The organism is Sphingomonas sp. S2-65 (genome assembly GCF_021513175.1).
Taxonomy (GTDB): domain Bacteria; phylum Pseudomonadota; class Alphaproteobacteria; order Sphingomonadales; family Sphingomonadaceae; genus Sphingomonas.
Window position 1 is genome coordinate 2,836,515 of the sequence record NZ_CP090953.1, and the last position, 14,026, is coordinate 2,850,540.

Genomic DNA, 14,026 nt, shown 5'->3' on the forward strand with positions numbered 1-14,026 from the left:
CCGCAGCTAGGGGGTTTCGCGTTGGTAAACGCTCCATTACTGCGGCGGCCATGAACGCGCCTGCCGCCATCGGTCAGTTTGAAGGTCTGGAGCATCATTTCGCGCTGCGCGTGTATTTCGAGGACACCGATCTTACCGGCATCGTCTACCATGCCAACTACCTGCGCTACATGGAACGTGCGCGGTCGGACATGCTTGCCGCCGCGGGCATCGATCAGCGCGCGGTCTTCGAAGCGGGCGAGGGCGCCTATGCCGTGCGCGACATCGCCCTCCGGTATCGCACGCCGGCGCGGCTGAGCGACGATCTGGTGGTGGTCAGCCGGCTGACTGAACTGCGCGGCGCGTCGGTGCGTATTCAGCAAAGAGTCATGCGCGGGGAAACCATAGTGGCACAAGCGGAGGTCGAGGCGGCATTCGTCTCGCCCACCGGGCGTCCACGCCGGCAACCGCAGGATTGGGTGGCGAAGTTCGAACCGCTGCTCTGGAAGGGGAACTAGTATCACGATGCTTATGCTCAGCACTGCCGCCGCGACCATGTCTCCAGTTGGCCTGTTCCTGCAGGCGGACTGGGTGGTGCGTGGCGTCATGATCGGCCTGTTGCTGGCAAGCCTGTGGACCTGGGCGATCATCCTGAGCTTCGGCTTCCGGGTGGCCAGCGTACGCAAGGCGATCAATGCGTTCGAAGTCGAGTATCGCGAAGCCGACGACATCGACGAATTTCACCGCCGTTCCGCCACCCGCGACCAGCCGATCGCCCGAGTGTTCTCGGCCGGCGTGACCGAGTGGCGCCGCTCCACCACGGGCAAGACCATCGACCGCGAGGGTACGCGCGAACGGCTGGCGACTGCCATGGGCGCGACGGTGGCGCAGGAGATCGACCGGCTCGCCGATCGGCTGAACTTCCTGGCGACGGTCGGCTCGGTGGCGCCGTTCGTCGGGCTGTTCGGCACCGTCTGGGGCATCATGCGCAGCTTCACCGGCATCGCCCAGCAGCAGAGCACGTCGCTCGCCGTCGTGGCGCCGGGCATCGCCGAGGCGCTGTTCGCCACCGCCATCGGCCTGTTCGCCGCCATTCCCGCGGTGATCGCCTACAACCGCTATTCGCACAGCGTGAACCGCGTCGAGCAGCGGCTGAACCGCTTCGCCGACGGCTTCCACGCGACGCTCAGCCGTCGCCTGGAGATGGAGGCCTAACGGGTGGCCATGCACCTTCCCTCGGGCAAGAGCCGCGGGCGGCGCCAGCCCATGGCCGAGATCAACGTGACGCCGCTGGTCGACGTCATGCTGGTACTGCTGATCATCTTCATGGTCACCGCGCCGCTGCTGACCGCCGGTGTGCCGGTGGACCTGCCCGACAGCCGTGCCAAGGCGCTCGACCAAGAGCAGCAGCCGACTCAGATTTCGATCGATGCGCAAGGCCAGATCTTCGTCGACGACCAGCCGGTCACCGACGCGGCGCTGCCGGCAGCGCTGGAGACGATCGCGGCACGCACCGATGACGGGGGCAAGCCGCCCCAGGTCTTTCTGCGCGCCGACAAGGGCCTGGGCTATGGCAAGGTCATGCGGGTGATGGGCGAGCTCAACCGCGTCGGGCTGAACCGCGTGTCGTTGCTGACCAACGCGACCGACGGCTGACGCGATGGGAATGACTCGAGGCGAAGCTACTGCGCTTGGCGTGGCCGCTGCGGGTCACGTCGTGCTGTTCGGGCTGCTGTCGGTGGGGTTCCTCGCCACGCCAAATCCGGACAAGCTGGAGCCGCAGCCGATCGAAGTGACGCTCGCCGACGATGTGGCGCTGACCAGCGCTGCGCCGGAGATCAGCAGCGAAGCGCCTGCCGCGAAGAAGTCGCCGGTGGAAGCCCCGCTCGAACCCGACACCGCGCCCGAGCCGGCACCCGAACCCGAACCCGCGCCGCCGGAACCGCAGCCCGCGCCTGCGCCACAGCCCAAGCCTGCGCCGCCCAAGCCTGCGCCTGCGAAGCCGGCCCCGGCCAAGCCCCTGCCAGCCAAGCCGCAGCCCAAGCCCCAGCCGCAGCCCAAGCCGCAGCCCGCGCCCAAGGCGGCACCAGCCAAGCCCAGCAAGCCTGCGCCAGCCGCTCCGGCCAAGCCGGCCCGGGCGGCTCCCGCCCCGCCGACACGAACGGCTGGGGCAGGCAAGTCGACTGCGACCAGGCCAGCGGCGGCATCGCCGGCCAAGGCGCGCGGGCCGGTGAAGCCGAGCGGACGGTTGGAAGGCCTCGATCTCGGCGCGAGCGACCGGCCGAGCCCGAGCAAGTCGAACGCACAGCCCGCACAGCGCATGTCGACTCAGGCGGCCGCGAATATCGGTTCGGCGATCCAGCGTCAGGTTCAGCCCTGCGCCGACCGTCAGGTGAGCCCGGGGCCGGGCGCGGAAAAGATCCGGGTGGTGGTCAATCTGCGGCTCAACCCGGACGGAACGCTCGCCGCACCGCCCCGGATCACCGGCCATGACGGCGTGGACGACGGCAACGAACGCTATGTGCGGCGCGTAGATGACGCAGTGAAGGCGATCTTCGCCGGCTGCTCGCCGCTGCGCAACCTGCCCGAGGAACTGTATGACGTTCCAAACGGCTGGAAGAGCTTCACCCTACGATACAGGCTCAAGAGCTGAGAAAGATGGAGAGATGATGCGGACCGGGAAGATCGCATGGGCGCTGGCCGCGGCGGTGTCTGCACAGGCTGCCTGGGCGCAGGACGCGCCGGCGCCGGCCCCCGCGCAGCAACAGCCGCCGCAGGCGGACGACGGACTGGTGGTCGATGTCGAGGGCGGCATGTCCGCGCCGCTGCCGATCCTGATCCCGGCCATGCCGACCTCGCAGGTCGCGCAGACGCCCGCCGGATCTACCGACCAGCTGGGGCAGAAGCTCGCACAGATCGTCGACGACGATTTGCGCAACACCGGCCTGTTCAAGACGTCGGGCCCCAACGCCACCCGCGGCATCGGCATCGCCGAGGTGACTGCGCCCAATTATTCCAGCTGGAGCGGCGGGCAGGCGCTGGTGCAGGGCTATGTCCGCGCCAACGGCAACGGGTCGCTGACCATCGGCTGCTATCTCTACGACCTCGCCGCGCAGACCGAGCTGGTCCGCCAGGGCTTCGTGGTGTCGCCGGGCGACTGGCGGCGTGCGGGGCACAAATGCGCCGACGCGATCTATGCCCGCCTGACCGGCGAAGGTCCTTATTTCGACAGCCAGGTGGTCTATGTCGCCGAAACCGGACCTAAGGGCCGCCGCCGCAAGCAGCTGGCGATCATGGACCAGGACGGCGCCAACCATCGCTTCCTGACCAACGGTCAGGCGATCGTGCTGACCCCGCGCATGTCGCCGCGCGGCAATGCCGTCGTCTATATGAGCTTCGAGAACCGGCAGCCGACGCTTTATGTCTATGACATGGCGGCGCGCTCGAACCGCAAGCTCGTCTCCAATGTCAGCCAGACCTTTGCGCCGCGCTTCTCGCCCGATGGGCGCTGGATCCTGTTTTCGATGGCGACTGCGGGCAACACCGACGTGTATCGGATCAGCGCCTCGGGCGGCGAGCCGCAGCGGCTGACCAACTCGCCCGGCATCGACACCGGCGGCTCCTATTCGCCCGACGGATCGAAGATCGTGTTCGAAAGCGATCGCGGCGGCACGCAGCAGCTCTATGTGATGAACGCCGATGGCTCGAACCAGCACCGCATCAGCTTCGGCAGCGGGCGCTATGCGACACCCGAATGGAGCCCGCGCGGTGACCTGATCGCCTTCACCCGCACTGGGGGGGGCGCATTCCGCATCGGGGTGATGAACCAGAGCGGCGGCGGCGAGCGGCTGTTGACCGATAGCTGGGGTGACGAGGGGCCAAGCTGGTCCCCGAATGGCCGCGTGCTGATGTTCTTCCGCTCCGCCCAGGGGTCGGGCCGCCCGGACCTGTGGGCAGTCGACCTGACGGGCGTGGCCCGCAAGATCCCGACCCCGCTCGACGGATCGGACCCGAGCTGGGGCCCGATCCGGCCGTAATCATCGATTGCGCCGCGTCGATGCGGTGCCTGTTCAAGAGGAGGATAGAACCATGGCCAAGATGACCACCAGTCTGTTGCTGGCAGTGGCGCTCGTCGGCACCGCCGGCTGCGCCAAGAAGCGCCCGCCCGAACTGCCGCCCGCGCCTGTCACCGAGGGTGACATGGGCGCCGGTGCCGGCGCAGGCGACTCGTCCGATCAGTACGGCTCCAGCGCGCTCAACGAACAGTTCAAGCGCGAGGTCATGAGCGACACCGTGCGCTTCGGTCTGGACCAGTATGACATCGATCCCGAGGCACGCCGCATCCTCGACAGTCAGGCGCAATGGCTGAACGCGCATCCTGCGACGCGCATCACGATCGAAGGCCATGCCGACGAGCGCGGCACGCGCGAATATAATCTCGGCCTGGGCGATCGCCGCGCGAACGCCGCCAAGAACTATCTGGCGGCCCGCGGCATCTCGGCCACTCGGATTACCACGATCAGCTATGGCAAGGAACGTCCGGTAGCACTTGGCTCGGACGAAGCCGCCTGGGCGCAGAACCGCCGCGCGGTGACCATCGTCATCAGCTGAAGCTAGCCTCCTTCCAAGGCAAGGAACGCCGTCGAAGCCTTCCCGCTTCGGCGGCGTTCGCGTTTCCTTTTCGCGGGCTTGCACCATCCTCCTGATCGATATAAATAAGATATCATGATTATGGGGAGGATGACATGACGACGGACCGCATGAACCCGGCGCTCGATCAAAGCCGGGAAACCGGGGCACGTACCGTAAGCGGCTATGGCATGCTGCTGGTGGCGCTGCTCGCCCTCGTGGCCGGTGCGGCCGGGATCAGCCGGATCGACATACTGGCCGACGCACTGGTGGTCAGCTGGATGCTGGTCGCGTCGTTCGTGTTCCTGTTCGTCCTTGCCGGCTTCTACCTGCTCCAGCCCAACCAGGGCGTGGTGATCACTTTGTTCGGCGACTATCGCGGTACCGACCGCAAGGCGGGGCTGCGCTGGACCTGGCCGTGGATGATCAAGAAGAAAGTGTCGCTGCGGGCCAACAACATCATTTCCGAGCGGATCAAGGTGAACGACCTGCGCGGCAACCCGATCGAAATGGCGGCGCAGGTGGTGTGGCGGGTGACCGACACCGCCCAAGCGCTGTTCGACGTCGATGACTACAAGGCGTTCGTGAACGTCCAGATAGAAGCCGCGGTGCGGACCATCGGCTCGCGCTATCCCTATGACGACTTCGAGCATCAGGAAGTCACCCTGCGCGGCAATCACGAGCAGGTTGGCAGCGAGCTTCGCGCCGAACTGATCGCCCGCCTGACGGTAGCCGGCATCACCGTCGACGAATGCGGCTTCACGCATCTGGCCTATGCCCAGGAGATTGCCGGTGCGATGCTCCGCCGCCAGCAGGCGCAGGCCGTGGTCGCTGCGCGCCAGACGCTGGTGGAAGGCGCCGTGGGCATGGTCGAGATGGCGCTGGACCAGCTGTCGGCCAAGAATGTCGTCGAGCTCGACGACGAGCGCCGCGCCGCGATGGTATCGAACCTGATGGTGGTGCTGTGCGGCGAACGCGACACCCAGCCGGTGGTCAACGCCGGATCGCTGTACCAATAAGGCAGGAAGAGTGTCGCAGCCCCCGCAGAAAAAGGCGTTTCCCCTGCGTCTCGATCCGGCGCTCTATGCAGCGATCGAGCGCATGGCGGCGACTGATCTGCGGAGTGCGAATGCCCAGATCGAGTGTCTGCTGCGCGAGGCGCTCCAGCGCCGCGGCATCAAGCTGGACGATCCCATACGGCCCAAGCGCGGCCGTCCGCCCAAGCAGAAGGATGACGAAGCATGAGCGAGCGTCCCTGGTTCCTCCGCGTGCGTACGCCGCTGAGCTATCGGCTCGAGCCCTATTCACCGGCGGGTTGGATCGCGACGGGGATCTATATGATCGGGGTAGTCCTGCTCGCGATGGTGCCGGTCCGGGGCGAGCTGGATCGAGTGGAATGGATCGCCTGGAGCATCGCGCTGGCGGTGTGGACGATCGGGTATCTGGTGCTCGCCTTCCGCAACTCCGAAGCGGCCAGCGTCGTGCTGCCCGATCGCAAGCCGCGGAAGTAGCGCTCAGGCGAGCGCTTCGTTCAACAGCCGCGCCAGCCGCAGCCCGCCCTTCATCACTTGCTCGCGCGCAGGCTCGATCAGTCTGGCGATCGCGGCGTTGTCGAGCTTGGCCTGCTGCGGCACCGGTCCGCAAGGATCGCCATAGGCAGTGCCGTAGACGACGTCCCGGGCGACCTGCCAGCTCTCGCGGCTCCAATCCTCTACGCTGCCGCCCTGCACTGCGGCACGCTCCTGTGCGGTGTAGAGGCGGACCAGCGGCGGCTGGGTGGAGATTGCGCGCTCGGCGAGCAGGCCGTCCCAGATGCTGTGCAGGTTCAGCTTGGCGGTCGAATAGTCGCCATAGGTCGACAGGGCCTTGTTGCCGCCAAGGTCGGAGCGATCCCCGGCATGGAGCGGCTGGTGCAGGTCGCCGACGAAGTGCACCAGGAACACCAGCGCCATCACGCGCTCGCGGACTGGCACGCTCTTGTCCTTGAGTAGCTTCATGTCGCGTTCGATCTGTGCCGACACGCAGTTTCCATCCGGGCAGTTGCCCTTGAGCGTGAAATCCTTGCAGACGCTCACGTTCTGATAGTGCCAGTTATACGCGTAGCTGAAGCGCGGCCCGAGCGTCTTGACACAGTCGGCCCATACGCTCGCCTGCTCGATCGTGCGCGCCGGGCAAGTGGGCGTTTCCAGCAATGCCTGCTGGGCGAGCATCTTGTTGATTGCCGCGCGTACCTCCGGCGTCACGTTGCGATAGGCGATCGCGGCGACGGTCTCGTGGCCATATTCCCAATAGGCTTGGGCGGGGGAGGCGAGGCCAATCAGGGCAGCGAGGAGCAGGAGCAAGCGACTCATGCTGCGCGCCTAAGCGCGCGCCCCTTTATATTCAACGAGTTATTCGACACCCAGGCAGACTGTTACTTGTTTGTCACTTTTGTTACGTTTTGTGTCTGCAGCACGCAATGGATGTTGCCAGCATGTGTCTGCGCATGCATCAATGTTGCAGCGCGGCGGGGGCCGCGTGCGCCGCGGAACGCGGTGGATTGATCCGGGGGAAAACATACATGACTAAGTGGCTCCGACGCTCCTTGTTGGCGTCGACGGTATTCGTCGGCGTTTCTGCCAGTCCCGTTTACGCGCAAGTCGCCGAACCGGCGGAGGTCGCGCTTGCCGACGACACCGCCCAGACCGAACCGACCGGCGAGGTTCTCGTCACCGGATCGCGCATCGCACGGCCGGACCTGGAGCTTGCCAGCCCGGTAAGCGTGATCGGCCAGGAAGAAATCCAGTTTCGCCAGCCCGGAACCGCCGACGATCTGCTGCGCAGCCTGCCCGCCATCCGCCCGTCGATCGGTGCGGGCGTCAATAACGGTTCCGACGGTTCCTCTACGCTCAACCTGCGCGGCATCGGCGAGCAGCGGACGCTGGTCCTGCTCGACGGGCGCCGGATCGTGCCGTTCGGCCTCGACGGTCTGACCGACACCAACAACATCCCGATTGCGCTTCTGGAACGCGTGGAAGTGCTGACGGGCGGCGCTTCGTCGACCTACGGCGCAGACGCAGTCGCAGGCGTGGTCAACTTCATCACCCGACGCGATTTCACCGGCGTCGATGCGACCGCGACCTATCGCGTTTCCGAGCGTGGCGATGCGACGCGCTTCAAGGCCGACATCACCGTTGGCGGCGATCTTGCCGACGGACGCGGCAACATCGTACTGAGCGCCGGCTACACCAAGGCCGACCCGCTGTTCCACACCGCGCGCGAGATCGCCGAGGTGCCGATCAGTTCGACCACCGGCCTGTTCTCCGGCGCGACCGCGGCACAGGTGACGATCTTCGCGTCGCCGACCAACGCCGCGCTTGGCCTTCCGGCGAGCAGCTTCGGCGCCGTGGTCGATCCGGTGACCGGGCGCCTGCGCGCCGCCACCGCGACCGACACGTACAACACCAATAACGGCACCTATTTCCAGACGCCGCTCGACCGGGTGAACGTCTACGCCGCAGGACATTACGAGCTCAGCGACGCTGCGGAATTCTACGCCACGGCGATGTTCAACCGGAATACGGTGGCGACGCAGCTCGCTTCTTCGGCGACGTTCGGCAACACCTATCAGCTCGCGCTCAACAACCCGTATCTGCCGGGCGGCGTGCGCAGCCAGCTGTGCACTGCGCGCAGCATCAGCGCGGCGGCCTGTGCCACGGCGGCAGCCGTTCAGGGCGGTCCGGGCACTGCCGGCTATATCGAAGTGCCGGTCGTCGCACAGCGCCGCTTCACCGAATATGGGCCGCGCGGCAACACCATCGAATCGCAGATGTTCCAGGTGCAAGGCGGCGTTCGCGGCGACATCGCCCCGGGCTTCAAGTACGACGTCTCGGCGCAATATGGCGAGACCACGCAGAACCAGACCCGGGAGAATTGGGGATCGTTCAGCAAGGTGCAGCAGGCGCTCCGCGCTTATCGCGCCACCGACGGGAGCCTGCGCTGCGTCGACACGACGAATAACTGCGTGCCGCTCAACCTGTTCGGGCCCAATGGCTCGATCACGGAGGCGCAACTGGGCTTCATCGACCTGGATGCGATCATCAACCGCAAGGTGAAGCAGACGGTAATCACCGGCAGCGTCACCGGCGACCTGTTCGCCTCGCCGCTCGCATCCAGCGACATCGCCTTCGCGATCGGCGGCGAATATCGCAAGGTGTCGGCAGCCAGCCAGCCCGATGGTCCTTCGCAGATCCAGGGCGAAGTGCTGGGCACCGGCGCGCGCACGCCGCCCGACTTCGGGCAGTACAGCGTCAAGGAAGTGTTCGGCGAGATCATCGTCCCGCTGATCGAGGACAAGCCCTTCTTCCATCGCCTTACGGCCGAAGGCGGTATCCGCTATTCGGATTACACCACCACGGGCAACAGCACGACCTGGAAGGCCGGCGGCACCTGGGAGCCTTATGCCGGCTTCAAGCTGCGCGGCACCTATCAGGTCGCGGTCCGCTCGCCCAACATCCAGGAGCTGTATCAGTCGCCGGTCCAAGGCCTGGGCAACCTGACCGTCGACCCCTGCCAGGGCGCTGCGGTTTCGGGCGGTCTTGCTGCCTTGTGTGTCGCCACCGGCGCACCGGCCGGTACGATCGGTTCGATCCCCTCGCCCACGTCGGGGCAGATCAACAACACCAGCTCGGGCAACCGCGATCTCGACGTCGAGCGCGCCAAGACCTTTACGCTGGGCGGTGTGATCGCGCCGGCGCAGCTGCTGCCGGGCTTTGCGTTCAACATCGATTACTTCAACATCAAGATCGATCAGGCGATCACGCAGCCCGCACAGGCCGACATTCTCAACGGCTGCTACTCGGCGACGCTGAACCCGACCTTCGCGTTCAACGCCTTCTGCAGCCTGATTGGCCGCAATCCGCTGACGGGCAGCCTGAACGGGGCTGGCGAGACTCCGGGCGTGATCCTGACCTATTCCAATCTGGGCCGGATCGAATCGGCCGGCATCGACTTCGGGGTCAGCCAGCGCATCAAGCTGGAGGACTTCGGGCTCGCCAATGCCGGAACGCTGGCGCTCGGCTTCAACGCGACCTGGCTGGACCGCTATTATTTCCAGGCAACTCCGAACGCGATCAACCGCGACTGCACCGGCTATTACAGCGCGGGCGGCTGCACCAATCCGCGGGCGAAGTGGCGTTGGAACGGGCGGGCGACCTACGGCATCGAGGGGTTCGACCTGTCGCTGCTCTGGACTCACATCAGCAGGGTCAGCCTAGAGCCGTTCCTGGCGGCCCGTCTGCCGGGTGACGTGGCGCAGCCGGGTGGTCCGAACCCGACCACGATCCTGGCAGACTTCCGCAGCATCCCGGCCTATGACTATTTCGACCTGTCGTTCCGGGCTGCGCCGACCGAGAATATCGAGCTGACGCTGACGGTGAACAACCTGTTCGACAAGGAGCCGCCGCTGGTGGGCTCCGGCGTCGGCGGCACGTCGTACAATAGTGGCAACACCTTCCCGACGATCTACGATCCGATCGGCCGGTCTTTCACGATCGGTGCCCGCATCCGGCTCTAAGTCGCCATACCGGTATCTGGAGGGCAGCGGCTTACCGGCCGCTGCCCTTCTTTTTTGCCGCATGCGCTGCGCGACCTAGGCGTAGCCGCGCCCAGCGCGTATATGAGCGGCCATGTCCCTAAGACCCTGGCGCGATATCGTGCGGCGGCCCAGCCGCCAGATCATGGTGGGCAACGTCCCCGTGGGTGGCGATGCGCCGGTCACCGTGCAGACGATGACCAACACTGCGACCACCGACATCCGCGGCACGATCGATCAGATCCGCCGCTGCGAGGAAGCCGGGGCCGACATCATCCGCGTCTCCTGCCCGGACGTCGAATCCACCGCCGCGCTCAAGCAGATCGTCCGTGCGTCGCGCGTGCCGATCGTCGCCGACATCCATTTTCACTATAAGCGCGCGCTGGAAGCCGCCGATGCCGGCGCCGCGTGCCTGCGCATCAATCCGGGCAATATCGGCAGCGCCGACCGCGTCAACGAAGTGGTCAACGCCGCCAAGGCCAACGGCGCGTCGATCCGCATCGGCGTCAACGCCGGCAGCCTCGAAAAGGACCTGCTCGAGAAATATGGCGAGCCGTGCCCCGAGGCGCTGGTCGAATCTGCGCTTGACCATATCAAGCTGCTTCAGGACCGCGATTTCCACGAGTTCAAGGTCGCCGTGAAGGCGTCCGACGTGTTCCTGGCGGTCGCTGCGTACCAGCAGCTCGCCGACGCGGTCGATTGTCCGCTGCACCTGGGCATCACCGAGGCGGGCGGCTTTGTCGGCGGCACCGTGAAGAGCGCAATCGGCATCGGCTCGCTGCTGTGGTTCGGCATCGGCGACACCATTCGCGTGTCGCTGTCGGCCGAGCCTGAGGAAGAGATCCGCGTCGGCTATGAGATCCTGAAGTCGCTCGGCATTCGCAACCGCGGCGTGCGCGTCGTGTCCTGCCCCAGCTGCGCGCGGCAGGGTTTCGACGTGATCCGCACGGTGCAGGCGCTGGAGGAACGGCTCCAGCACATCCGCACCCCGCTCTCGCTTTCCGTGCTCGGCTGCGTCGTGAACGGGCCGGGCGAGGCACGCGAGACCGACATCGGTCTCACCGGCGGCGGCAACGGCAAGCACATGGTCTATCTGTCGGGCGTAACCGATCACACGGTGAATGACGCCGACATGCTCGATCACATAACTCGGCTGGTCGAAGCGAAAGCCGCCGAGATCGAGGCTGCGGAGATCGCCGCCGCGCAAGCCGCGGAGTGACGCCCGCCAGCCGGGTAGCCGCCGCGTTCGCCGCCGCTTGCGCGGGCATCGCGCTTTATTCGGTGATGGACGCGGTGATGAAGGGCCTGTCGCTGGCGATGGGCGCCTATGTCGCGCTGTTCTGGCGGCTGGTGGTGGGCGTAGCGATCATGACCCCGCTGTTCGCGCTATCCAAGCCGCGCCTGCCCGAGGCACGCATCCTTCGCATCCACTTCATCCGCAGCGTGATCATCGCCATCATGGCGCTCGCCTTTTTCTGGGGCATCGCCCGGGTGCCGCTGGCCGAAGCCATCGCACTGACCTTCATCGCCCCGCTGATCGCATTGGCCTTGGCCGCGCTCTTCCTGAAGGAGCGGGTCGGCATCCGTTCGGTGCTGGGATCGCTGCTGGGGCTGAGCGGCGTGGCGATCATCCTGGCTGGCCAGCTTGGCAGTCCGCACACTGCCGAAGCGCCGCTCGGCATGATCGCCGTGCTGGCCTCGGCCATCTTCTATGCGGTGAATTTGGTGATCGCCCGGCACCAGGCGCAGCATGCCAAGCCGATCGAGATCGCCTTTTTCCAGAACTGGTTCATCCTGGCCCTGTTGAGCCTGGCCGCGCCGTTCCTGCTTGAGGTTCCCGAGTCGCGGCATTGGCCGGCGATCGCCGCGGCGGCGGTTCTCGCGGTCGTGTCGCTGCTGTTCCTGTCCTGGGCCTATGCCCGCGCAGAGGCGCAGATCCTGCTGAGCGTGGAATATACCGCCTTTATCTGGGCGGCGGTGATGGGCTGGCTGTTCTTCGGTGAGGCCGTGACGCTGGTCACGGTGGCGGGCACGGTGCTGATCGTCGCCGGCTGCCTGCTCGCCGCGCGCAAGACCGTCCAACCTGTTCCAGAAGCCGAGATCGCCACCGCATGACCCTTGTCCGACCCGCTCTACCCGCCGACGTGCCGCTGATCCTGCGCTTCGTGCGCGAGCTCGCCGAGTTCGAGCGCGAGCCCGACGCCGTACACGCCACCGAGCCGATGCTCGAGGAGGCGCTGTTCGGCGACCGTCCGGCGGCGGAAGCGGTGATAGCCGAGCATGACGGGCAGCCTGCCGGCTTTGCCCTGTTCTTCCACAACTTCTCGACCTGGACCGGCCGCAGGGGCCTGTATCTCGAGGACCTCTACGTCACGCCCGACGCACGCGGTGCAGGCGTCGGCACCGCGCTGCTCCGCCACCTGGCCGGTCTGGCGCTGGACCGCGGCTGCGGCCGGTTCGAATGGTCGGTGCTGGACTGGAACGAACCGGCGATCCGTTTCTACCGCGCGATGGGCGCTACGGGCATGGACGAATGGCGGGTGCAGCGCGTCGCGGCCGATGCGCTGGTCGAGCTGGCGGGGCGCTGAAGATGGCTTGGGCGCTCCTCCTGCTCGGCGGCTGCTTCGAAGTGGGCTTCACGACCTGCCTCCGCTTCGTCGATGGCTTCCGCAACCTGCCCTGGACTCTGGGTTTCCTGGTGTCCGCCGGCTTGTCGATGCTGCTGCTGGAACTGGCCGCCCGCACCATCCCGATGGGCACCGCCTATGTGGTCTGGGGCGGGATCGGTGCGCTGGGCACGGTGGTGGTCGGCATCCTGTGGTTCGGGGAGCCGGTCAATGCCGCGCGGATCGCGCTGATGCTGGTGCTCATTGCCTGTATCGGCGGGTTGCGGCTGGTCGGTAACGGCTGATGGCGGTCGATCAGGGCATCGTGGAGTGGGTGCGCGAGGCGCTGGAGCCGATCGGCAGCGTGACCCTGCGACGGATGATGGGTGGGGCGACGCTCTACCTGGACGGCACGGTGTTCGCGCTGGTTACGCAGGACGCACTCTGGTTCAAGGCGGACGCGCAAAGCGACGCGCTGTGGGACGATGCCGGAAGCGAGCGCTTCACCTATGAAGCCGCCGGCACGGTCAAATCGATGAACTACCGCCGCGCGCCGTCCGACGTTTATGACGATCCCGAGGCCATGCAGAAATGGGCGGCGTTGGCGGTTGCAGCCGGCCAACGCGCGCCCATCAAGCGCAAGCGCCGCTGAGCCTCAGCCCTGCGGCGTGTCCACGCCGGTCTGGTCGACCGATTCCTTTGCCGCGGCCTTGTCCTGGTCGTAGCGCTCGATCGCTTCCAGGGTGATCCGGCGCGCATCGTCGGCGCCGCCCCAGGTGCCGACCCGCACCCACTTCTTCTTTTCCAGGTCCTTATAGTGGGTGAAGAAGTGCTCGATCTGCTCCATCACGATGCTGGGCAGGTCGTCCTTCTCGTCGATGTCCGAATAATAAGGGAAGGTCTTGTCGTCGGGGACGCAGACGAGCTTCTCGTCGCCGCCGGCTTCGTCTTCCAGGTTCAGCACCGCGATCGGCCGCGCGCGCACGACGCAGCCGGGAACGAACGGCGAGCGTGCGATCACCAGCGCGTCGAGCGGATCGCCGTCGGGCGAGAGCGTGTGCGGCACGAAGCCATAGTTCGCCGGATAGCGCATCGGCGTGTGCAGGATGCGGTCGACGAACAAGGCGCCCGACGCCTTGTCGAACTCGTACTTCACCGGCTCGCCGCCGACCGGCACTTCGATGATCACGTTGAGGGTGTGCGGCGGATTGTCGCCGACGGGAATCAAGTCGATGCGCAT

17 protein-coding genes are annotated in these 14,026 nt (G+C 66.3%); 15 read left to right on the top strand and 2 right to left on the bottom strand.

Translation table 11 applies throughout. The features are described 5' to 3' along the window. Positions 1-50 precede the first annotated feature (50 nt). The 9 genes from ybgC to LZ586_RS13425 all read left to right on the top strand — a co-directional run bounded on the left by ybgC (position 51) and on the right by LZ586_RS13425 (position 6,119). On the top strand, positions 51-497 hold the full coding sequence (gene ybgC / locus LZ586_RS13385; protein WP_235076777.1) for a tol-pal system-associated acyl-CoA thioesterase: 447 nt from the start codon (positions 51-53) through the stop codon (positions 495-497). 13 nt (positions 498-510) lie between these two features. Continuing rightward, entirely contained in the window at positions 511-1,194 is a 684-nt protein-coding gene (tolQ, locus tag LZ586_RS13390; protein WP_413777343.1) for a protein TolQ, read from the top strand. A gap of 3 nt (positions 1,195-1,197) precedes the next feature. After that, positions 1,198-1,635: a protein TolR gene (tolR, locus tag LZ586_RS13395; protein WP_235076779.1), complete on the top strand. Its 438-nt coding sequence runs from the start codon at positions 1,198-1,200 to the stop codon at positions 1,633-1,635. Positions 1,636-1,645: 10 nt separating this feature from the next. After that, positions 1,646-2,632: a cell envelope biogenesis protein TolA gene (locus LZ586_RS13400; protein WP_235076780.1), complete on the top strand. Its 987-nt coding sequence runs from the start codon at positions 1,646-1,648 to the stop codon at positions 2,630-2,632. 13 nt (positions 2,633-2,645) lie between these two features. Beyond that, positions 2,646-4,016 carry a Tol-Pal system beta propeller repeat protein TolB gene (tolB, locus tag LZ586_RS13405; protein ID WP_413777289.1) on the top strand — a complete coding sequence of 457 codons (1,371 nt, stop codon included), beginning with the start codon at positions 2,646-2,648 and terminating at the stop codon, positions 4,014-4,016. A 52-nt stretch (positions 4,017-4,068) separates the two neighbouring features. Continuing rightward, on the top strand, positions 4,069-4,590 hold the full coding sequence (gene pal, locus LZ586_RS13410) for a peptidoglycan-associated lipoprotein Pal (RefSeq protein WP_235076781.1): 522 nt from the start codon (positions 4,069-4,071) through the stop codon (positions 4,588-4,590). Between the two features lie 134 nt (positions 4,591-4,724). Further along, entirely contained in the window at positions 4,725-5,627 is a 903-nt protein-coding gene (locus LZ586_RS13415) for an SPFH domain-containing protein (protein ID WP_235076782.1), read from the top strand. Positions 5,628-5,637: 10 nt separating this feature from the next. Beyond that, on the top strand, positions 5,638-5,853 hold the full coding sequence (locus LZ586_RS13420) for a toxin-antitoxin system HicB family antitoxin (RefSeq protein WP_235076783.1): 216 nt from the start codon (positions 5,638-5,640) through the stop codon (positions 5,851-5,853). Then, the gene (locus LZ586_RS13425; protein ID WP_235076784.1) at positions 5,850-6,119 is read left to right on the top strand and encodes a hypothetical protein; all 270 of its coding nucleotides are present in this window, start codon (positions 5,850-5,852) and stop codon (positions 6,117-6,119) included. The genes LZ586_RS13420 and LZ586_RS13425 overlap by 4 nt, the downstream gene beginning before the upstream one ends. 3 nt (positions 6,120-6,122) lie before the next feature. Here LZ586_RS13425 and LZ586_RS13430 read toward each other — a convergent pair whose 3' ends face one another. Next, positions 6,123-6,959 (bottom strand): S1/P1 nuclease, encoded by an 837-nt coding sequence (locus LZ586_RS13430; protein ID WP_235076785.1) that lies wholly within the window; start codon positions 6,957-6,959, stop codon positions 6,123-6,125. 209 nt (positions 6,960-7,168) lie between these two features. On the opposite strand from LZ586_RS13430, the gene LZ586_RS13435 reads away from it, so the two are divergent. The 6 genes from LZ586_RS13435 to LZ586_RS13460 all read left to right on the top strand — a co-directional run bounded on the left by LZ586_RS13435 (position 7,169) and on the right by LZ586_RS13460 (position 13,438). Continuing rightward, positions 7,169-10,162 (top strand): TonB-dependent receptor domain-containing protein, encoded by a 2,994-nt coding sequence (locus LZ586_RS13435; protein WP_235076786.1) that lies wholly within the window; start codon positions 7,169-7,171, stop codon positions 10,160-10,162. Between the two features lie 112 nt (positions 10,163-10,274). Further along, positions 10,275-11,399 carry a flavodoxin-dependent (E)-4-hydroxy-3-methylbut-2-enyl-diphosphate synthase gene (gene ispG, locus LZ586_RS13440; RefSeq protein WP_235076787.1) on the top strand — a complete coding sequence of 375 codons (1,125 nt, stop codon included), beginning with the start codon at positions 10,275-10,277 and terminating at the stop codon, positions 11,397-11,399. Continuing rightward, positions 11,396-12,295, top strand: a complete 900-nt coding sequence (locus LZ586_RS13445) for a DMT family transporter (protein ID WP_235076788.1) — start codon at positions 11,396-11,398, stop codon at positions 12,293-12,295. Before ispG ends, LZ586_RS13445 begins: the two co-directional genes overlap by 4 nt. Further along, a complete protein-coding gene (locus tag LZ586_RS13450; RefSeq protein WP_235076789.1) occupies positions 12,292-12,768 on the top strand; it encodes a GNAT family N-acetyltransferase in 477 nt (158 codons plus the stop codon). The genes LZ586_RS13445 and LZ586_RS13450 overlap by 4 nt, the downstream gene beginning before the upstream one ends. 2 nt (positions 12,769-12,770) lie before the next feature. Beyond that, complete coding sequence (locus LZ586_RS13455) at positions 12,771-13,091, top strand: DMT family transporter (RefSeq protein WP_235076790.1); 321 nt, start codon at positions 12,771-12,773, stop codon at positions 13,089-13,091. Further along, positions 13,091-13,438, top strand: coding sequence for a TfoX/Sxy family protein (locus LZ586_RS13460; protein WP_235076791.1), 348 nt, complete (start codon positions 13,091-13,093; stop codon positions 13,436-13,438). Before LZ586_RS13455 ends, LZ586_RS13460 begins: the two co-directional genes overlap by 1 nt. 3 nt (positions 13,439-13,441) lie before the next feature. Here the strand turns inward: LZ586_RS13460 and ppa are convergent, their stop codons facing one another. Beyond that, on the bottom strand, positions 13,442-14,026 hold the full coding sequence (gene ppa, locus LZ586_RS13465) for an inorganic diphosphatase (RefSeq protein ID WP_235076792.1): 585 nt from the start codon (positions 14,024-14,026) through the stop codon (positions 13,442-13,444).